General features: G+C 60.7%; 16 protein-coding genes. 1 reads left to right on the plus strand and 15 read right to left on the minus strand.

What is annotated here, in order from left to right; translation table 11 throughout:
• Nucleotides 1-2: 2 nt before the first annotated feature.
• Both H351_RS25360 and H351_RS25365 read right to left on the minus strand, forming a co-directional pair.
• Nucleotides 3-1,679: a DUF7159 family protein gene (locus tag H351_RS25360; RefSeq protein ID WP_021333831.1), complete on the minus strand. Its 1,677-nt coding sequence runs from the start codon at nt 1,677-1,679 to the stop codon at nt 3-5.
• 149 nt (nt 1,680-1,828) lie between these two features.
• On the minus strand, nt 1,829-3,148 hold the full coding sequence (locus tag H351_RS25365) for a UDP-glucose dehydrogenase family protein (protein ID WP_029254713.1): 1,320 nt from the start codon (nt 3,146-3,148) through the stop codon (nt 1,829-1,831).
• Between the two features lie 108 nt (nt 3,149-3,256).
• Here H351_RS25365 and H351_RS25370 point away from each other — a divergent pair, with 108 nt between their 5' ends.
• Complete coding sequence (locus H351_RS25370) at nt 3,257-3,781, plus strand: arsenate reductase/protein-tyrosine-phosphatase family protein (RefSeq protein WP_029254712.1); 525 nt, start codon at nt 3,257-3,259, stop codon at nt 3,779-3,781.
• Here H351_RS25370 and H351_RS25375 read toward each other — a convergent pair.
• The 13 genes from H351_RS25375 to H351_RS25430 form a co-directional block, all read right to left on the minus strand.
• The gene (locus tag H351_RS25375) at nt 3,753-5,177 is read right to left on the minus strand and encodes a tyrosine-protein kinase domain-containing protein (RefSeq protein WP_019747418.1); all 1,425 of its coding nucleotides are present in this window, start codon (nt 5,175-5,177) and stop codon (nt 3,753-3,755) included. The genes H351_RS25370 and H351_RS25375 overlap by 29 nt on opposite strands.
• A 130-nt stretch (nt 5,178-5,307) precedes the next feature.
• Nucleotides 5,308-6,633 carry a UDP-glucose dehydrogenase family protein gene (locus H351_RS25380; RefSeq protein ID WP_020906581.1) on the minus strand — a complete coding sequence of 442 codons (1,326 nt, stop codon included), beginning with the start codon at nt 6,631-6,633 and terminating at the stop codon, nt 5,308-5,310.
• Between the two features lie 53 nt (nt 6,634-6,686).
• Entirely contained in the window at nt 6,687-7,655 is a 969-nt protein-coding gene (locus H351_RS25385; RefSeq protein ID WP_029254711.1) for a GDP-L-fucose synthase family protein, read from the minus strand.
• A complete protein-coding gene (gene gmd / locus H351_RS25390) occupies nt 7,652-8,683 on the minus strand; it encodes a GDP-mannose 4,6-dehydratase (RefSeq protein ID WP_019747421.1) in 1,032 nt (343 codons plus the stop codon). Before gmd ends, H351_RS25385 begins: the two co-directional genes overlap by 4 nt.
• A 97-nt stretch (nt 8,684-8,780) precedes the next feature.
• On the minus strand, nt 8,781-9,578 hold the full coding sequence (locus H351_RS25395; RefSeq protein ID WP_019747422.1) for a WecB/TagA/CpsF family glycosyltransferase: 798 nt from the start codon (nt 9,576-9,578) through the stop codon (nt 8,781-8,783).
• Nucleotides 9,579-9,583: 5 nt separating this feature from the next.
• Nucleotides 9,584-10,750 (minus strand): glycosyltransferase family 4 protein, encoded by a 1,167-nt coding sequence (locus H351_RS25400; protein WP_029254710.1) that lies wholly within the window; start codon nt 10,748-10,750, stop codon nt 9,584-9,586.
• Complete coding sequence (locus H351_RS25405) at nt 10,747-11,643, minus strand: glycosyltransferase family 2 protein (RefSeq protein ID WP_029254709.1); 897 nt, start codon at nt 11,641-11,643, stop codon at nt 10,747-10,749. The genes H351_RS25400 and H351_RS25405 overlap by 4 nt, the downstream gene beginning before the upstream one ends.
• Nucleotides 11,640-12,851 (minus strand): MATE family efflux transporter, encoded by a 1,212-nt coding sequence (locus tag H351_RS25410; RefSeq protein ID WP_029254708.1) that lies wholly within the window; start codon nt 12,849-12,851, stop codon nt 11,640-11,642. The genes H351_RS25405 and H351_RS25410 overlap by 4 nt, the downstream gene beginning before the upstream one ends.
• Nucleotides 12,848-14,059, minus strand: a complete 1,212-nt coding sequence (locus H351_RS25415; protein WP_029254707.1) for a glycosyltransferase family 4 protein — start codon at nt 14,057-14,059, stop codon at nt 12,848-12,850. The genes H351_RS25410 and H351_RS25415 overlap by 4 nt, the downstream gene beginning before the upstream one ends.
• A gap of 1 nt (nt 14,060) precedes the next feature.
• A complete protein-coding gene (locus tag H351_RS25420; protein ID WP_029254706.1) occupies nt 14,061-15,371 on the minus strand; it encodes an O-antigen ligase family protein in 1,311 nt (436 codons plus the stop codon).
• Nucleotides 15,358-16,881: a sugar transferase gene (locus tag H351_RS25425; RefSeq protein WP_029254705.1), complete on the minus strand. Its 1,524-nt coding sequence runs from the start codon at nt 16,879-16,881 to the stop codon at nt 15,358-15,360. The genes H351_RS25420 and H351_RS25425 overlap by 14 nt, the downstream gene beginning before the upstream one ends.
• Nucleotides 16,882-17,621: 740 nt before the next feature.
• Nucleotides 17,622-18,086: a GNAT family N-acetyltransferase gene (locus H351_RS31575; protein ID WP_338051104.1), complete on the minus strand. Its 465-nt coding sequence runs from the start codon at nt 18,084-18,086 to the stop codon at nt 17,622-17,624.
• A gap of 418 nt (nt 18,087-18,504) precedes the next feature.
• Nucleotides 18,505-19,950 carry a tyrosine-protein kinase domain-containing protein gene (locus H351_RS25430; protein WP_019747429.1) on the minus strand — a complete coding sequence of 482 codons (1,446 nt, stop codon included), beginning with the start codon at nt 19,948-19,950 and terminating at the stop codon, nt 18,505-18,507.
• Between the last annotated feature and the right edge of the window lie 682 nt (nt 19,951-20,632).

Below are 20,632 nucleotides of genomic sequence, written 5' to 3' on the forward strand. Positions count from 1 at the left end.
CCTCAGAGTCCGGGAATCGGTGGGAGAACCGGTAACAGAATCGGCGGAAGCCCCGGGATGTAGATCGCGGGCGGTGGCGGCGCGGGAGCGGGCGCGGGCGGCACGTAAGTGTCCTGCACGACTGGCGGAGCCTCGACGACCGGAGGGGCTTCCTCCGTCGTCGTCGGGGGCGGCGTCGTTGTGGTCGTAGGCGGCGGGGTAGTCGTGGTCGTCGGCGGCGGCGTAGTCACCTCGGTTGCCACAGGTCCGGCATCCTCGGAATCGAAGACCTTTCCTCCGTAGCCCAATCCCAACCCCACGATCACGATCGCCGCGATCACACCGGCGCCGAGGCCAGCGAACCGTAGCGGGTTTCTCGGCTCTTTGGATGTCGATTCGACGGGTTGTGTCCCGGCGAGCCAGGACGGGTGTGCGGTTCCTGCCCCGGGTGCCTCGCCTTCGTACATCGCCGAGTACGCCTGGGCGTCAACCATCACAGCCTCGGTGTCGGCGTCATGTTCTGTGCCGAATCCGTCCGTGGCCTGGTCGCTGTCGGCGACCGCGAGATCTGCGGCCGGATCGAATCGTTGCTCGTGTCGGTTCGGTCGCGGCTGAGGCAGTTCCGCCGCGTAAGGGCTCGGCACCTGTTCCTGCGGAACGGACTTCGTACCGGAAGCGGCTTCGGACAAGGCATTCGGCCGCTCCGATTCCGCGAGCGTTGCGACCCCTCCGTGGCTGAACGCCTGAACCGGAACGGGTACCTCCGCCGGGGTGTGGATCGGATACGGCGCAAAGATCGGCGCTACAGCCGGAACCTGAACCGGGGCAGATACCGCGCGCGCCGATGGCGTCATCGACGACTCCGCGATCAGCGCAGCGCCTTGCGCAGTCACGAGTTCCGGCTGCTCGGGCGCGATGAGGGGGCACTCCAGCCACGCGGCGAGGGTCGCCCGCACGATCGGAATGCGTGCACCGCCACCGATCAGGAGAATCGCGTCGGGGTTACGGCCGGACGTTGCGATGACCTCTCGTATCTCGCGTGCGAAGGCCTCCACCGACGTGACGACCAACGAATCGAAAACTTCCCGCGACAGCAGGAGAAGCCCACCGGGCCCGGGCAGGCACACCGCACTTCGTGAGGACAGCTGTTCCTTCGCGAGTCGGCATCGCGCCTGCAGTTCGGCATCGCCGCCCGGGTCGGCCGGCGTAGCTATACGGCGACGCACGGTCTGATCCGAGTAGACGAGCTCGTCGAAGTGATCTCCGCTGACCCGCGTCGACCGGGCGGTGACGACGGTAGACCGCATCTGCCTGTCCACAATGCTGATCGTCGATCCAGAACTACCGATGTCGACGACGACGAGTGTGCTCTGGTCGGTCAGCGCACCGGACTCCTCGAGCATTCGAAGCGTCGCGACTACTTCGGGAACCAGCTCGAAGTTGTCGATGCCTTTCTGTTCGAACGCTGATTGGAGTGCTCCGGCCTGCGCTTGATCCCGGTAGGCGACGACCGTATTGCTGCCGAGATCGGCATTCTCGGTCAAGGCCACGCCGGTTGCCTCCGCTGCGACTTCCTCCGGAATCTCACGACCGCGATCGACCGCTCTGGATCGGAACACCGGACCACTGTGGTCGGGCGTCCCCGGGCGCGCCAAACGCACAGCGCTGGCTCCCACCGTCACACCCAAAACCAAGTTCATGATCCACCTTCGTCGACCGGCGACGGGTTCCGTCAGCAGACCCCGTCATTCCCCGGCCGGAAGTCTACCCACTGGGCATGGTCTGCGAGGTTCGCGCATCTCACCTAAGGCCTTCTCGCAGCTATTTTTTCGCAACCTGGACGGTCGACCTACCGCCCCAATCCGCGGTAGTTCCAACCGGCGCCGCGCCACAGGTCCGGATCGAGGCAATTTCTGGCGTCAACGATCACCCGCCGCCGAACGAGTGGTTCCAAATCGCCGGGCACGAGTGAGGCGAACTCGTCCCATTCCGTGGCGATCAAGACCACATCAGCATTTCTGCAAGCTTCTGACGTGGAGGTTGCATAGTGAAGGGTGGGAAACAGTCGGCGAGAATTGTCCATGGCCTTCGGATCGAAAACGGTGACCGCTGCCCCGTGCAACTGCATCATTCCGGCAACGTTGAGCGCAGGCGAATCGCGCACATCGTCGGATTCGGGCTTGAACGCGGCCCCCAGAACCGAGACGTTAGCTCCCAGCAAACTGCCTTCGCAGGCTGCCGTCACCAGTTCCACAGCTTTTGTGCGTCGTCGCATGTTGATGCTGTCTACCTCGCGGAGGAAGTACAGGGCCTGGTCGACACCCAATTCCCCGGCGCGTGCCATGAACGCCCGAATGTCCTTCGGCAGGCACCCACCGCCGAACCCCAAGCCCGCATTGAGGAACCGTCTACCGATCCGAGCGTCGTACCCGAGAGCGTCGGCCAACATCGTGACGTCGGCGCCGGTCGCCTCGCACACCTCCGCAATCGCATTGATGAAGGACACCTTGGTCGCGAGAAACGCGTTCGCAGATCCCTTGACCAACTCGGACGTCGCCAGATCGGTCACGAGGAACGGCACCCCCGCGCCCAGTATCTCGGCATACACCTCGCGAAGAACGCCTTCGGCGTTTCCCGGCCGGTCACGATCGATCCCCAGAACCAACCGGTCAGGGCTCAAGGTATCCGCGATCGCGTGTCCTTCACGCAGGAACTCCGGATTCCAGGCCACCTCTACCGAGCCACCCGCCGGCGCAGTCGCTCGGAGTCGCTCGCCGAGAGCCGCTGCCGTGCCTACCGGCACCGTCGACTTCCCGACTATCAGCGAAGGCTTTCGCAACAACGGCGCCAACATGTCGATCACCGAATGAACATGACTGAGATCTGCGGCGTACTCCCCCTTCTTCTGGGGCGTCCCCACACCGACAAAATGGATGTCGGCAAAATCCGCGGCATCGGCGTAGGAAGTCGTGAACTGCAGCCGACCCGACGCCAGATTCTTCTCGAGCATGTCGGTCAGACCCGGCTCGAAGAACGGGACCTCCCCACGAGACAACTTGTCGACCTTGGACTGGTCGATGTCGACTCCCAGCACGTCGTGACCAAGTTCGGCCATACACACTGCGTGGGTCGCCCCCAGGTATCCCGTTCCGAACACGGTCATCTTCATGTGTTGTTGGTATGCGTCCGAACTTTCGAAAACGCGTACGCCAGGTGGGCGCGAAACCAACATCGGGCGTACGACGAGTGCGTCGCGCGTGCAACCTATGCTTCTGGCATGCACGTTCTCTTCGTTTGTACGGGAAACATCTGCCGATCACCCACTGGCGAACGCCTTGCACGTGCTTATGCCGCCGAAGCCGGAGTTTCCGGATTCACCGCGTCGAGTGCCGGAACCCGGGCGATGGTCGGACACCCGATCGAGCCGACTGCTGCGAGGGTTCTCGCGGGGCTCGGCGGCGACCCCACGGAGTTTCAAGCCCGACGCATGACAACAGCGCTGGCCTCGGACGCCGACCTCATTCTCACGATGACCGAAAGTCAGCGAGACAAAGTCCTGGCGATGGCTCCGGCGCGGCTCAAGCGCACGTTCACACTTCGAGAAGCCGCACGGTTGAGCTCGCTCGCAGATGCACGAACTGTCGAGGACCTCGCCGCCGCCAGGCCCCGATTTCGTGCCGCCGAACCCGAGAATGTCATGGATCCGATGGGTAAGGAAGAGAACGTGTTTCACGAGATCGGACTTGAGATCGCCGATCTCCTCGGCCCGCTGCTCAGCCGACTTCGCTTCGGTGAGCGCTGAGCGCGGGCACCGCGGTCAACTGCGGTAGCGACTTGTCCGACTCGTAGTAGTAGCTGTACTCGTACGCATTGCGTCCGCGAGACGGCGTCATCGTGATGACAGTGCCCAGGACGTGTGCACCCACACTCTGTAGGTTTCCGACCGCGCGCGCCAGTTGATCGCGCTTCGTGGAGCCGTGTCGGGCGATCACCAGGGCACCGTCCGACATCGCGGCCAGGACCGCGGCGTCCGTGACGGGTAGCAACGGCGAGGCGTCGATGATGACGTAGTCGTATCGCGCCCGCAGTTCATCGAGAACATGTTTGGCCGTGTCGGTGCCGAGTAGTTCGCTCGGGTTCGGCGGGATCGGTCCGGAGGCGAGCACTGTCAGCCCGTCGAATTCGGTCGGCTGAAGCACATCGTCCAGCGTCGCTTGACCGGAGAGCACCGAACTGACGCCGACGCTTCCGATCAACCCCAGATACTTCGACACTCGCGGCTTCCGGAGGTCGCCTTCCATCAGGCACACTGATTTACCGGCCTCCGCCAAGACAAGAGCGATGTTCACGGCGGTCGTCGTCTTACCCTCGGAGGGAAGCGAACTCGTGACGACAATGACACGCGGTGGATGATCCACCTCGAGGAACTGAAGGTTGGTGCGCAATTCACGGAAGGCTTCGGCACTCACGGAATTTCCGTCACTGAAAGTGATCGCATGGTTGACTTCGACGACTTTGTCGAACGGGATCGTGCCCACCATTGCCGAACCCGCAATCTCTTCCACCGTTCGACGATCCTTCACCGTGTTGTCGAGTCGATCGCGAATCAACGCAAGCGCGATTCCCGACACCAGTCCCGCCACTGCTCCGAGAGCGAGATTGCGCGAAGTCTTGGGCGAAACGGGAACAGACGGCTCTTGGGCCTGTTGCTCGACGACCACACGTGCAGGCGGCGTTCCGCCGTTCTCGGGTGTCTCCAGTTCCTTTGCCAGTGCGACGAATTCGGACGACAGAGTATTTGCGATCTCTCGCGCGAGCTCCGGTGAAGGATCCTTGACTCCGAGGTCGATCAACACAGTGTCGGGCGCCGACGTCGCAGTGACCTTGGAGGCCAACTCTTCAGCCGACATCCCGCCGACCACCCTCGGTCCCAGTTCGTCGATCGTCCGCTGCGCAAGTGTCCGGCCGGTCAGGAGTTTTGTATAGGACAGAACTCGCTGCTGTGAAAGTTGACTGCCCTGCAGTGCCTCGTTGACCGAGGTACCCGCCGACGTCGAAACGAACAGCCTCGTCGAGGCCTGGTAAACGGGCGTCGAAAGAAGAGAAGCGCAAAGGGCTCCCAGGATTCCGAGCACGGTTACAGCAGCGACTATTCGCCATCTGGCTTGCAATATCTTCAGGTAGTCGACAATTTCCATCTTGATGTCTCCTTCGGCTCACGCATGTCCACTGCGGGTCTGAGCGGTCTTTGCCGGTCAGACCGCGAGGGCGAACCGGGCTTTCTCAATTTCGATATCGATCAGCTGCGACGGACGAAACGTCCTGTGCTCACGGGCGTCCCAGTCCGCGGTAGTTCCAACCTGCGCCTCGCCACTCGTCGGGGGAAAGGCAATTGCGCCCGTCGACGATCACCTTCTTGCGAACGACTGCATCGAGATCGGACGGCTGCAACTTCAAAAATTCGGGCCACTCGGTCAACACCAGGACGACATCGGCGCCTTCGCACGCCTCCAACGCATTTGCCGAATAGGTCAACGTCGGGAACAGCGCACGCGAATTGTCCATGGCCTTCGGGTCGTACACGTTCACTGCTGCGCCTTGAAGCTGAATCTGACCCGCGACGTTGAGCGCCGGCGAATCACGAACGTCGTCCGAGTCCGGTTTGAACGCGGCACCCAGAACTGCGACTCTCGCACCGAGAAGCGATCCGCATGCCTCCCGCGCCAGTTCGACCATGCGTGTCCGTCTGCGCATGTTGATGTTGTCGACTTCGCGTAGGAACGTCAGTGCTTGGTCGGCGCCGAGTTCACCGGCGCGAGCCATGAAGGCACGGATGTCCTTGGGTAGGCAACCGCCGCCGAAACCAATTCCCGCGTTGAGGAATCGACGTCCGATCCGAACGTCGTACCCGATCGCGTCGGCGAGCACTGTGACGTCGGCGCCAGCAGCCTCGCACACTTCGGAAATCGCGTTGATGAACGAGATTTTCGTGGCCAGGAATGCATTCGCTGACGCTTTGACCAACTCGGACGTAGCGAGGTCCGTGACGAGAAAGGGAATTCCCTCATCGAGGAGGTCTGCATAAACCTCGCGCGCAGCAGATTCCGCGCGACCGTGTCGACCGCGGTCGACCCCGAGCACCAGACGATCTGGATGCAATGTGTCCTGGACGGCAAACCCCTCGCGCAGAAACTCGGGATTCCATGCGACTTCGACGCCGTCACCAACCGGTGCCAGTTCCCGCGCGCGCTTACCGAGCCGTTCCGCGGTTCCCACCGGCACCGTGGACTTCCCGAAGATGACCGCGGGTTTGGTGAGCAGCGGTGCCAGAGTTTCGATCACGGCATCCACGTAGACCATGTCAGCGGCGAACTCACCCTTCTTCTGCGGCGTACCGACCCCGAGGAAGAACACGTCCGCAAATTCAGCGGCTTCCTCGTAAGACGACGTGAACTTCAGCCTTCCTCGATCGATGTTTCGTCGTAGGACCTCGCCCAAACCTGGCTCGTAGAAAGGAACTTCCCCTGCTGCCAGTTTCTCAAGCTTTGCCGCGTCGACATCCACTCCGAGGACCTCGTGACCGAGTTCGGCCATACACGCCGCGTGTGTCGCGCCCAGGTATCCCGTGCCGAAAACTGCTATGCGAGTGCTCATGTTGCTCGATCTGCTTTCTCGACAGTGTGTGAAGTGTTGATGGGATGGGTAATTCAGGTGCGCACGGCACCGATGTTGTCTCGGTACCACGAGACCGTCGACGCGATTCCTTCGCGCAATCCGATTGTCGGCCGCCATCCGAGTTCACGAATCATGCTCACGTCCAGAAGTTTCTGCATTGTTCCGTCAGGCTTCGAGGTGTCCCACCGCGTCTCGCCGGTGTATCCGACCTCGTCGGCGACCATCGAAGCGATCTCACGAATTGTGTGGTCCTCGCCGGTTCCCACGTTGACGTGCGATGCACCGTCGTAGTTGTCGAGCAGATGCAGACACGCCGACGCCAGATCGTCGACATGCAGAAATTCACGTCGAGGATTGCCACTCCCCCAGTTGACAACCAACGGCACTGCGGATGACTGCGCCTCGTCGTAGCGCCGAACGAGGGCGGGAAGTACATGCGATCCACGCGGCGAGAAATTGTCTCCCGGGCCGTACAGGTTGGTGGGCATCGCCGAGATCCAGGATCGACCATGCTGCCGCCTGGCAGCTTGAACATGGAGTATTCCCGCAATCTTTGCTATTGCATAGGCGTCGTTGGTCGGCTCGAGATGCCCGGTGAGCAGGTATTCCTCCTTGATCGGCTGCGGCGCCAATTTCGGGTAGATGCACGATGATCCGAGGAACAGGAGACGCTCGACGCCGTGTGCAAGGGCAGCGTCGAGCACGTTCACCTGGATACGAAGATTCTCCGACAGGAAGTCGACGAGGAACGTGCTGTTCGCCGCAATCCCACCAACTTTTGCTGCTGCAAGGATCACGTTGGTCGGCTTTTCGCGGGCGAAAAAATCGAAAACAGCTTCCCGCTCACGCAGATCGAGTTCGGCGGAGGTCTGTCCGAGCAACCGTGAGAAGCCGGCAGATTCCAGTTTTCGCCACACCGAAGAGCCGACCAGACCTCGGTGTCCAGCCACGTAGAACGGTGCGCCTCGATCGAGTGGTCGCGCTGCGAATGAATCACTCATCGCGTCGCCAACCAGTCGGGAAGTGCCGGAGTGTCGATCCACGGGCGCCCTTCATGTTCGAGCGCTTCGATGTCTGCCTCGACCATGATCCGGGCCAGTTCGGGTGTGTGCACGCCGGCCTTCCAACCGAGTTTGCGCTCGGCATGGCTCGGATCCCCGATCAGTGCATCCACCTCGGTCGGTCGAAGATACCGTTCGTCGAATCGAACGTGGTTCTCCCAGTTCAGACCTGCGTGTTCGAAAGCGACTGTGAGGAAGTCGCGCACCGAGTAGTTGCCACCGGTGGCCAGCACAAAATCCTCAGGCTCGTCGACCTGCAGCATGCGCCACATTCCCTCGACATACTCCGGCGCGTACCCCCAATCGCGTATCGCATCGAGATTACCCATGTACAGATGATCCTCGATCCCTGCCTTGATACGTGCGACTGCCCGCGTGATCTTGCGCGTCACGAACGTCTCACCGCGCCTGGGGGACTCGTGATTGAACAGAATTCCGTTCACCGCGAAGATTCCGTACGCCTCACGGTAGTTCTTGGTGATCCAGTACGAGTACACCTTCGCCGCACCGTAGGGCGAGCGTGGATAGAACGGCGTCTCCTCGTTCTGCGGTGGTGGTGTGGCACCGAACATCTCAGAGCTCGACGCCTGGTAGAACCGGCAGTCGAGTCCGGCCATCCGAACCGCTTCGAGTAGTCGGATCGACCCGACACCTGTCGTGTTCCCCGTGTGTTCGGGTTCGTCGAAGCTGACTCTGACGTGAGACTGCGCAGCGAGGTTGTATACCTCGTCCGGTTTGATCTGCGCGAGCAGCGTCACCAGGCGCGCTCCGTCACTGAGGTCACCGTAGTGAAGGAAAAGCCGTGCATCCGCATGGTGGGGGTCCACATAAATGTGGTTGATCCTCGAAGTATTGAACGTCGACGATCGACGGATCAGTCCGTGAACCTCGTAGCCTTTGGAGAGCAGCAACTCGGCGAGGTAAGAGCCGTCCTGTCCCGTGATTCCGGTAATCAGTGCGCGTTTCATCCTGCGTTCCTTCCGTTGCGGGACAGCCCGCCTGATAGTTGCGAAACCACGGTTGTGGTCCGTATTCCTCCGAATCGCCCGGCAGTCTTGATCTCGCTCATGTGCGTCCCCCCGAACGGCCGAGGAACTTTCGAATGTCGCGCGATGCCAACCGAACGAATGTCGAGTTACCGAACAGGTAGCGCCGCCACAGACGTTTGGGTTCCGATGCAAGTCGATACAGCCACTCGAAACCCGAGTTCTGGACGAACGATGGTGCCTCCGAGACAGTTCCGGCCAAAAAGTCGAAGGCCGCGCCGACACCGACGGCCACGTAGTCGGTTCGATCCGCTATCGCCTTCGTGACAAAATCCTGCTTCGGAGCTCCCAAGCCGACCCACACGATGTCCGGGGCCGACGGACCGACCTTCGTGATGATGTCATCGACGAACTCCTTGCTGAACGCGGCAAACGGCGGGGCATAAGTGCCAGCCACCTCGATGCCCGGGTATAACTCCTCGACTCGATCCGTCAAGAGGCTCAACGTCTCTTCTGTCGTGCCGACAAAGTGGTGACGAAGGCCGTAGCGGCGCCCCTTGTCCAGGGTGGCCTCGAAGAACGACGGACCCCGGACTGGTCGAACACCGACGTGATCGGAAGCGGTGCCGCCGATCAGGCGCATCACCCAGTTGACCGGGGTTCCGTCTGCGAAGTTCACACCGGGACCCTTCAAAACCGCGGAGTAGTCGCGATCGCTGTGCGCCGCCGACACGCAGTAGGAATTCGACAACCTCACGGAGACTCCGGTTCCCGCTCCCTCTCGTCTGTCGTTGACTACCCAATCGGTAGCTCCCTCGAGATTGGTCGCGGCAAACGGAATGCCACCCACCTCGATGACCTCGAACGGACTGCTCATCTGTCTCACCACTTCTTCGAGTTCGTTTGTTGACGTTCATTGCACTGGCCGTAACTGCGCGACAAGACCGATGTCAACCGAGATCGAGTCCAATCACGCTGCGGTTCAAAGAGAGAAAGCTCTGTCTCGACAACCGATCGAGCGATACGAGAGGCGAGAGTCGACGCCGGAGCAACCGGGATCGCCACGGCGTTACTACCGGCCAGTGTCGGCACACCGCCGAGATCCAAACAGACCACCGGGAGGCCCACCGCAGCCGCTTCGGCCGCCACCCAGCCGCCCGAATCGTGCATGCTCGGGAAGAGCAGAACGGAGGAGGACCCCATCTCGCCCACCACTTCCGATCTGTCGCGCCACCCGCGAAGCGTGACCTGACCGCGCCGATACGGAAGCGACTTCTCGATCCGCCCGCGGGCGGGTCCGTCCCCGACAAAGGTCATGGACCACTCGGTGCCCAAATGCTCGAGCGCTTCCAGAATCAGGTCGATTCCTTTGTACTGCAACAGTCTTCCTACGAATAAGAGCCTTCGTTTCGGCCTGGGTACCGCTTGCTTCTCGATTCCGTCGTAGTCCAGAACACAATTGGGTTGGATGACGACGTTGCGTGCCCGCGGTGCGCCACGTCCGCTGTCGGAGTTCATCGCGATGAAAGTGTCAACTCGTCCGGCCATGAAGATATGTGTCAGTGACCGAACGGCTTTCGTCGAGCAGGTTCGAACTACCGTGGATGCCAGATACCGCACACCGATGCGCTTGGCGAGCGGCATCGGCGGGTAGGTGTTGCCCCCGGCAGGCCCCCATACGAGTCGTGCGCCGCCGGCTCCACCGAACAGCACCGGTGGAGGCAGCCAGTCGGAGGCGAAAGTTGCATGGTGCAGGACGTCGAAGTTTGCCGCTTCACACCGAACGAACACTGAAGTGCGCCAAAGCCATCGGAGGTAGCGACCGTACGATCCGGCTTCTTCCGCGGTCAAAGTCGCTATTCGCACGACACGAACTTCGCAACCGAGCTTTTCACACTCCGATTCCAATGCGGGAGCCTCACCGGAGCGAGTCACCACCGTGATCGACTCACACAGTTCGGAAGCCGCCGAGAGAAGCGCCCAACCCGCACCGGATTCACTCCCCTGATTCGGATCGCAGGCGTATGCCGTCATCAACAACCGTGTCATCGCGCTACCACCAGCCTCTGTGCGCGCGGCGTCCGAGAATCGCGGCGGCTGAATCGCTCTGAGAACCAACCGATGTTGCGTGCACCGTGGTCGAGAACCACGCGTTTGATCCGTGGACTGATCAGGGCAACGGGGATCAACGTCGCCGACGCGAGTACGAGCAGAGCGCGTTTGGCACTCTGAGCCGTCAACAGTGGCAGGTCGAGCTGTCCCTGACAGACCGCGAGGATTCGTCCGTTGTTGACATACCGGGCGAAGAGCCAGGAGTCCCGACGCCGATTCTCGTCGACGGGTTCGTACGCAAGCGCCTCGTCGCACCACAACAACCGGACACCGCCGGCGCTCATCCTGAGCGTGAACTCGGTGTCCTCGCCGCCAGGTAGATCCCAGTCGTCACTGAAGTTCAAGCCGTTCAAAGTCTTCAGGTCCAACAACAGATTTCCAGCGCCTGCAGACGCAACCGGGGTGCCGGTCGAATGGCGAACGCGAGTGTGCAATGGAAGTTCTGAGGCAGGCAGACCCACCGGAATCACAGGACCGGCCACAGCACCTGCGTCGAAATCTGCGGCGCAGGTGAGGAGATTCGACAGCCAGTCGACATCGACGTACTCGTCGTCGTCGACGAAGACGATGTAACGACGATCTCGTGCACGGGCGAGATCGACCAGCGCACGTCGCGCCGGAGATACCCCGCCAAATCCGAGATGCAGTCGTTCGATCCCGTCGGCAACATACGTCGGTGTGGTGGATTCCGGATCGTTGTCGCCTACTACGACCTGGGCGGAGACACCGGAAGCCTGGATCGATGCCCGGACGCTGTCGATGCATACAGCCAGTTCCGATTCGCGACGGAAGGTCAGAATCGCCACTATGACGTCGCTGGGATTCTTCATGAGAGGTCAACTTTCGGTCGGGCGCCACGGTTCATCGAGACCAGGAGTGCGACGCTCGCGCTGACGCACGCCGACGCGGCCAATGCTCCTGCGACGTGTACGGCGCTGTCGGTCAGTCCTGCCCCGAGAACGATCAGAAACTGCAGAGGCAACAGCAAGGCGCGAAATCTGTTGAGGTTTCCCGTCTTGTCCACGACGCGGATCGACGTGCCGACTCCCAGCAGAATCCCGTTGAACGCCACCGCCAACCCGCAGAGCAGAATGACCGGTATCAAGTTCGGAAAGTGCGGTCCGACCAGATGATCCATCAATCGCACTCCCGAGAGTCGAATCTCGAGTGTGAGACAGATCAGCGAAACGCAGATGATCGAAACCCAGAAGATCTGCAAGCCCACTCGGCGGCCGAGTGCCATGCACTCGCTCGCGCTCATCGCTTCGACACCACTGCCGAACTTACGCATCAGAATTGGCGAGATGCCCGCGAACATCAAGGACAGTGGACCGAGCAGTGTCTGGGCAGTTCTGATCTCACCGATCATCGAGATCGACGCCACCACGGTGAGTATCAAGAACATCGCCTGCTGCGCAGCTGATCCCATCAATATCTCGATCGCAAACGGCACGGATCTGTATCGGTGAGTGCGCGAGTACCTGATCGACGGCACCGGCGGTACCAGACGCATGGATGCGTGACCGAGAGCGAGCGCGACGAAGACACCGACCGTATAGGTCACGAGTGCAAGTGTCAGATTCTCGACCAGGAAAGCTGCAATAAGGACGAACGAGAGTGTCACGATCTGTATCGACGCAGAGATCCAACTCGCTCCGTCGTGCATCAGCATCGTGCGTATCACGTCCAACACCACGAAACCAGCTGCAGCCAAGGCGTATACCGTGAGATTCATCGAGTCCGAGCCGGCGATCAGGAACAGTGCCCACACCGATGTCACCGATACCGCCGCCAGCACGATCGTGGGTGCCAACGCCGGTCCACGCTCGTCGGAACCCGCCCCTCGCGACAGCCAGACGTCGACGCCGATCGCTCTCCCCAGTGCCAGTGCCAACAGACCCGCCGATTGAATCACGGCAACCTGGCCGACTTCGATCGGACCACCGAGTCGTGCCACCGAGGTGAGAACGACAAAAGTGAGGACGCTCGAAAGCCCTTGATCGGCCATGAATGTCACATGCCGAGTGCGATCGTTCACGATCTCACCTCGTTGATGAGCTCACGCATCGACGTCGCCGCCTTGCGCGATGTGAAGCGATTCGAGTAGTGACGATAAGCGGATCTGCGTATCGCCGATCGGTCGTCCGCTCCGAAGATTCGGTCGAGGGCCTCGCGTATCGACGACTCTTCCAAGGAATGGAGAGGCGTTCCGCCCGGTCCGACGATGTCCGCGAGTGCACCGCTGGTTGCGTAGATGACCGGGGTGCCAACCGACATCGACTCGATCGCAACCCGCCCGAACGGTTCTGCCCATTGAGACGGCACCACGGACGCCGCACTGTCGCGGAGTATCTCGATCACATCTTCGTGTGAAGTAAATCCGGCCAGCGTGACGTTGTCGAGAGCTGCGCTTATGCTGGAGATCTCGCCGTACTGTGGTCCGTCACCGAGAACTGTGAGCGAGGGACTTCCAGCGCCCTGCGGCCAGTTGCGCACCAAGTCCAGGACGCCCTTCTCCGGTGTCAGTCGGCTGACGCACACGACCGAATCAGTGCTCCGAAACTCGGGTTCATTTTCTTCGAATCCGAAGTTCGGACGAACCACGACGCGACCAGAATCGATCAGTCGTCCCTCGACCAGACGTGCTGTCATTGCGCTCGTTGCGACGAACCTGTGCTGCTTCCACCCCAAGACGCTGATCTTGACTGCCGCAGCGCTCAGGTAGCAGACAAAGCTCAGCAGTCGGCTGTTTCCGTAGCATCCGTTGCGGACACAACTCGTGAAGTAGTTGGTGGAACCGCATTCGGTGCACGTTCCATCTGCGCGCAACTTGGCCGACGGTGTGGCCAGGCGATAGTTCCGAACCGCCTGCAACGTAGGAATTGCGGCGGCTCGTGCGGCCACGAGCAACGAAGCCGAGAACGCCGGCCAGAGATTGTTCACGTAGACGATGTCCGGTCGCTCCGAACGAATGATGCGCAACGCATCGACGAGTACTCGAGGACTGAACACTGCGGTGACTGCCGCCCACGGTCCCCGGGCGATCTTGGAATTCTCGGTGGTGCACTGAACTGTCTCGTATCCGATCGATTTCAGGAGCTTGGATTCGTTCGCGAAGCTCTGCTCCTCACCACCCGGATTCCGATAGATCGCATGGAACATCAAGGCTTTCGGCGGCGTGGATCCACCGGCGGACGTCGGGTTCACTTCAGGCTTCGAACGCGCTACATCGAACGACTTGTACATCTCACTGACCTCCTCTTCGTTCCGGAGCGAACCCGTACGCACGACCCCTACGGATCGACAATTCGGCATTGCCTGCACTGTGAGAGCGGTACGTCGAGGGTCCGTACGGCGCCAGGAAGACCCATGCGATCAGCCACATGGCGCCGAAGAAGAGCGTCGACTCCGTCAAGTCCATCGAGAAGACGAGAACCATGATCGCGACGACGGCGATGTACTCCGTTCTGCTGCGAGCTCGCCCGAGCGCCGTGTTCAGAAGCAGGTAATAGCCGGCCAACAGCAGCAGGAATCCGATCCAACCGATCTGGAGACGAATGTCGAGCATTCCGTTGTGCGCGCTGGTCGCCGGAAAGGACAGCTTGGACCGGATCATCTGTCCGACAACGCTGTCAGGTGCCCAGACCGAGCCGAAGCCCCAACCGAGCAGGGGCCGCTGTTCGGCGTAGTACTCGGACACCGTCCAGAGATGTAGCCGGCCGGTCAACGTGACATCTCGCGAGAGTAGCGCTGCGACATCGGGTCCGAGCACCTTCATCGCGCCGGACACCCCGATGTACAGCCCGATGATCACCGTCGAGGCGAGGCGAGCGTTAGGTGTCCGTCGAAGGCACTTCAGAGCAAGCACTGTCGCCAGCGCAATGCCTGCAGCGACGAGACTGGTCTGGCTCCGGGCTTCGAACAACACGATGCCGGCAACAGCCAACGCCGCCACCCACGGAATACGCTTGACGTCGGGAAGCATGAGCATGACAGCAACAAGGACAACTTCGATCGCAGCCATTCGGCCCAAAGTATTCTTGTGCGTGAAGATTCCGCGATAGGCAACAGTGCGGGTGTCCACATCGATGCCGGTCGAAGGATCGAGGACCACGACCATCAGCGACAGCACCAGTAGTACCAGCAAGGTGACGGCCACAGTCCGCACTCGCACCGGGAAGGTCAACTCGCGGGCGACCATGATTCCCGTGATCGCCAGGCACACGATGACGATGCCGGCGACGACGGAGTTCCGGGGCAACGTCGACCAGTACCAGCTGGTTGCCGGAACGCCGGCCGCGATCAGAAGCATGAAGACAGGCCAGGACGCGTTGCGTGAGTATCGCCGGTCGAGGAAGTAGACCAACGCGAGTGTCGCCGAGAGAACGGCCGAACCGTGTACGAGCAACGATCCGAGCGCTGTCTTCTGCGTGTAGGCCTGAAAGGCTCCGCTCGCGCCGATGACCGCGATCACCAATGCCGTTCGCAAGATCAGCGGATTGTTCGGTGCCTCATTTTCGCAAGGCGCCGGTGCCGCATTCTTGTCAGTAGGCGCCATCACTTCCCACCACCGCCTTGAGCGTCTTCGCGACGATCATGACGTCACCCATCATCGACCAGTTGTCGACGTAGGAAAGATCAAGGCGGACAGTGTCTTCCCACGAAAGATCAGAACGTCCGCTGACTTGCCACAGACCGGTGACACCGGGCTTGACCAGTAGCCGGCGACTGACCGCATCGTCGTACATCTCGACCTCGCGCCGAAGCGGTGGCCGCGGTCCGACGACGCTCATCTCGCGCCGAAGAACATTGACGAACTGGGGCAACTCGTCGATCGAGTACCGACGCATGAAGCGACCGACCGTCGTCACACGCGGATCATCTCGCATCTTGAAAAGCACTCCGGCGCCTTCGTTCTCCTTCATCAGCGCCGTGACTTGAGAATCCGCGTTCTGGACCATCGAGCGGAACTTGAGCATGGGGAACGGCTGCCCGTCCAACCCCATCCGCTCGGACTTGTACAGAACCGGCCCTTTGCTCGTGAGCTTGACTGCGATCGCAGCCGCCAGAAGCACCGGACTGATCACGGCGAGTACCACGGTCGAGAAGACGATGTCGAAGGTCGTCTTCGTGAACTTCTGCGCGCCGTGATAGCGCGGACGCTCGACATGGATCAGCGGAAATCCAGCGACCGGGCGCATCGACAGCCTCGGTCCGGACACATCCAGAATCCCTGGTGCAACAACAAGGTCCACATGATCGCGCTCGAGATCCCAGGCCAACGTGCGCAGCCTTTCCGGTCCGAATCGCTCCGACGCCGTCACTGCCACCGTGTCGGCACCGACCTGATCGATTGCGTCCGCGACACTGTGCTCGTCTCCGAGCACCGGAATGTCCCGACCGTTCACTGTGACAACTTCGCCCACGTCTCCTCCGTAGCCAGGTACGCAGACTCCGACGACTCGGTATCCATGGGCATCGTCGCGCTCGAGGTTGCGTGCAAGATCGACAACCGCCCCTCGCACACCGACCACAAGTACGGCAGTTCGAAATTCACCTCGGGCTCGCTCACGAGCAATCACCCGTCGCCAGATCCAACGACTCGCGATCAAGGCGGTCAATCCCATCGGAAACGCCACGGCGAGGTACAGGCGCGCGATCTCCAGGTGAAGGAGAAGGCTGGCAATCGCAATCAGTCCGAACAGGCGGAGCGTTCCGACAGCGATCAATCGGTACTCTTCAGGGCCGCTTCCGATCACGCGAGGAGATCTGGTGCGAAATACTCTCAATACGGCGAACCAGCCGATAATCAGGGCGAAAGACAGTGCGGTGTAGCTGAAATGGCCGAATGCTTCACCGTCGACGACGTCCGCGTCGCTACCGAATCGCCACCATTGAGCCAGAAACACAACTGCCGCAACAATGATCGTGTCGGTGATCGCCAGACGACGAAGATACGCAGATTGCCATTTCCTGCGTGCGGAAACTCCACCAGCCCTCTCGGGCGCTACTCGTCGGTGTTGTTGTGGCCGTTCTTTCGTGGGCGCGGCCATCTCGAGAACCGTCATGTGTTCAGAAACCTTTCCCCATGCACAAAATTCGGCCTGAAGCTGTTCGCCGGCCGAGGTCCATCGGACCGCCTTGCCGAATCCCGAAACTTCGACAGCGAAGCAACTGCTCCGCATTGCTGCGTTCAGTGCGAATGGTCGCATTACGTGCGCCTTGCAGTTAACCCGGCGACTGTTGTCAGGCCTCGGCCCAACTGTCGATTATTGCGGCATTGCCGCAGCTCACACCCCATGATTGAAGCAGAGTCCATTAACGACCCAAACACAGGACGATCGGCGATTTCTCCTCGCCCGCTGACGTCGCCAGCCTCGATATTGTCAGGACTCACGTCATGGCAATTTTTCGGCTAGCTGGTCAGTACCAGTGAGGAGTTTGCCACATTCCGGACAGTGTGGCAATAGCGCTTTCCGAACTTCTTCCGAACGCCAGCATTGAGGTCAGTTATTCACCCTCTAAGCAGGAGGGTGCGAACATTCCTCACCATTACCATTGCGTACCTATAGTTTTCATCGCCTTGATCAATTGGACTCCACGTTTGGACGGAAACCAGCACGCAGTTGGTAATCGCTCTGCAAACCATACTTTGATGCGTTCGGCGTCGCCTCAGACCTGGACGATTGTCCGGCACTTGGACTCTGCGCGCTTGACTTTCGACTGGCCGGCAATGCGCGAACCTACGATCGGGCGACACCGAGAATTTAGACATGCGAAAGGAGGAGCCTGGACCGCCACTGACCGTCTATGCGGTGCAGAAAGATTTGCAGCACAATCCAATTCGAGAAGGGGGGAATTGTGCAGCCGTTCGACTACAAAGCGGGGCGACCGCTACCGACGGCTGTGTCCATGGCAAGCGTGCGCGGCCATGGCAAGTGTGCGCGGCCGCGTATAGGTCAACTGACGCTCGACATGCTCGTTGGCGCCCAGTAGCGGAGCGTGTCTCTCGAACAGCCGAGGTTGCGGTCGACTGATCAGCTGGGCGCACGCTCGCGAGTAGACCCCCGCAAACCTCGATGGCCTTGCGTGAACCCACGTTCATCTCGTTGCGGGCAATCAGGACTCGACCGAGGCCCACCGGTTGTGTGGCATACGTGAGCATCTCCTGCAGAGCCGTCGACGCGATACCTTGCCGGCGTTCCGGCGGCCGGACTCCATAGCCGATATGACCACCGAAATCGGCCAAGATCTCGTTCATGCTGTGCGGCATCTGGATAGCACCGAGATACCGGCCGCCGCGAGCGATCCACCAGTTGGTTGCCGGGACAATGTCGGGCCCCGTCCACGACTCTGGCTGCGCCAACAGCTACTGCACCCACTGCCTGAATCCAGCACGGGATGCCAGACCGAGATCTAGACGTTGCGCAACTCCAATCGCCGAACCGTGCTGGTCCGCCTGCGGTCAGCCACACTCGTCACACGACTCCAACAGGAAGCTCACAACGGCTCGTCAGGCGCAACCAGATCGAAAGCCGTAGCGGCACCGGTCAAGTAGGACAGGTCAGACCGCAGCGTCGCAGACTCAGAGGACCCGACTAAAGAATTGCGTCCGATTCACCACACGCAGAAGGGCCCTCGAGCATTGCTCGAGGGCCCTGTGAGGCGTCGGGATTTAACGTACGACCAGATCAGTTGACTGTCGACGTTACCCTTCGTTCGCCGACTGGATTGCTGTCCACGGAACCTCCCACGGCCACGTCAGCGACAACCGGATCGGAATCGTAGTAGTACTTGTACTCGTAGACACCACGACCGTTCAGCGGGGTCATCGTGATGACAGTGCCGAGAATTGTCGCGCCCACACTGTGGAGATTGCCGACCGCCCTGCTCAGCTGATCCCTCTTCGTCGAGCCGTGACGAGCAATCACGAGCGCACCGTCCGCCAGCGCTGAAAGCACTGCAGCATCCGTAACCGGAAGCAACGGCGAGGCGTCGATGATGACGTAGTCGAACCTTCTGCGGAGATCGGTAAAGACTGCATGGGCAGTGTCAGTCCCCAGCAGTTCGCTCGGGTTCGGGGGAATCGGACCTGAAGCAAGGACCGTCAGGTCAGCATTGCTCGTGACTTGAAGTACGTCGTCGAGATCTGCTTGCCCAGCCAAGACCGAGCTCAGACCGACGCTTCCGATAAGTCCAAGGTACTTCGAAACGCGAGGCTTACGGAGGTCACCTTCGACGAGACACACCTTCTTGCCTGCCTCGGCCAGCACGAGTGCGATGTTCACCGCAGTCGTGGTCTTTCCCTCGGAGGGAAGAGAACTCGTGACGACGATGACACTCGGTGGACGATCCACGGCCAGGAACTGCAGATTGGTTCGCAGTTCGCGGTACGCCTCGGCACTTGCGGAGTTGCCCTCGTGGAAGTTGATCGCTTGATGAACTTCGCGTTCCTTGTCGAACGGAATTGTTCCCACCATCGCCGCGCCGGCGATGTCTTCGACCACCTTGCGCTCTTTGACGGTGTTGTCCAGGCGATCACGCACGACAGCCAATCCGATCCCCAGCAGAAGCCCGATCGCGGCACCGAGCGCCACGTTCCGCGAAGTCTTCGGCGACACCGGTTCCGCGGGAGTTTGTGCTCGCTGCTCGACAACGACGCGCGCCGGCGCTGTGCCACCATTCGCGGGCGTACCCAGATCTTTGACCATCACGACAAACTCGTCCGACAGCGCATTTGCGATTTCGCGTGCCAGTTCAGGCGACGCATCTTGCACGCTCAAATCGAGAAGTACAGTATCCGGCGCCGATGTGGCGGTCACCTTCGACGAGATCTCCGCCGCGGACAGCCCACCCAATCGATCTGACCCCACTGCATCGATTGTTCGCTGCGCGAGCGTCTCCCCAGTGAGGAGCTTGGCGTAGGAGGTGACCAACTGCTGTGAAAGCTGGTTGCCTTGGTAAGCCTCGTTCACGGTCGTTCCAGTGGAAGTCGACACGAACAGGCGCGTGGAAGCCTGGTAGACCGGTGTCGCAATCAACGAGGCACCCAAAGCGCCCAAGATCACAACCACGGTGACGACAACGACTATTTTCCACCGTGCCTGCAAGATCTTCAGGTAGTCCCGTACATCCATCGTCGAATCTCCTTCGGCTCGAGCACGTAGTACGTATTCGAGTAGTAATCGACAGCCGCTTGTCGAGCCGCTGCACTCAATCCAGGCTGAACGAGGCAGCCAATCTTTTTATCGCGCGTCCCTGCGTCACAGAGAGGTCGATCCCGAAACAGGCAGGGACAAGAAACCTTCGTGGCATCTCACGCATCTCAGTTCGTGGTCCACACTTGACGGCACGACTACATGTTGACGCAGCGGCGAACCTGCGACACGGACATCGGGTCCAGTTCTCTTCGTCAGCCTCATCGGCCGACACCGCCACCTGGAGTTCACTGCACATCGAAGAGAGCGGACGTAACGTGCAGCCAGGCTGAACTCTACTGTGTCGTGGTTCTTTTCACCACCGCAACGCAGCATCGAAACCCCTCGATTTCGCCAGCCGAATGTGCCGACCACGCGAAGATCACACACCCTCAGCCGACCGTAGGACCAAAGTCCGCGAACATCCAACAACGCCCGCCGCCACCGGAAGCCGGTGCACACCAATCGAACAGGGCAAACACCACTCGCCCCGAAATCGACGGGCGGCGATCGAAGTTTCCACACCGGAATAGTTCATCTACTGACGGACCTTCGTCCCAGACACGCGGGCACTCCCCTCGACGCCGTGCAATAACCATCCCTCGCTGAGGGTTTCACCGAT

It is taken from the genome of Rhodococcus erythropolis R138, assembly GCF_000696675.2.
Classification (GTDB): Bacteria; Actinomycetota; Actinomycetes; order Mycobacteriales; family Mycobacteriaceae; genus Rhodococcus_F; species Rhodococcus_F erythropolis.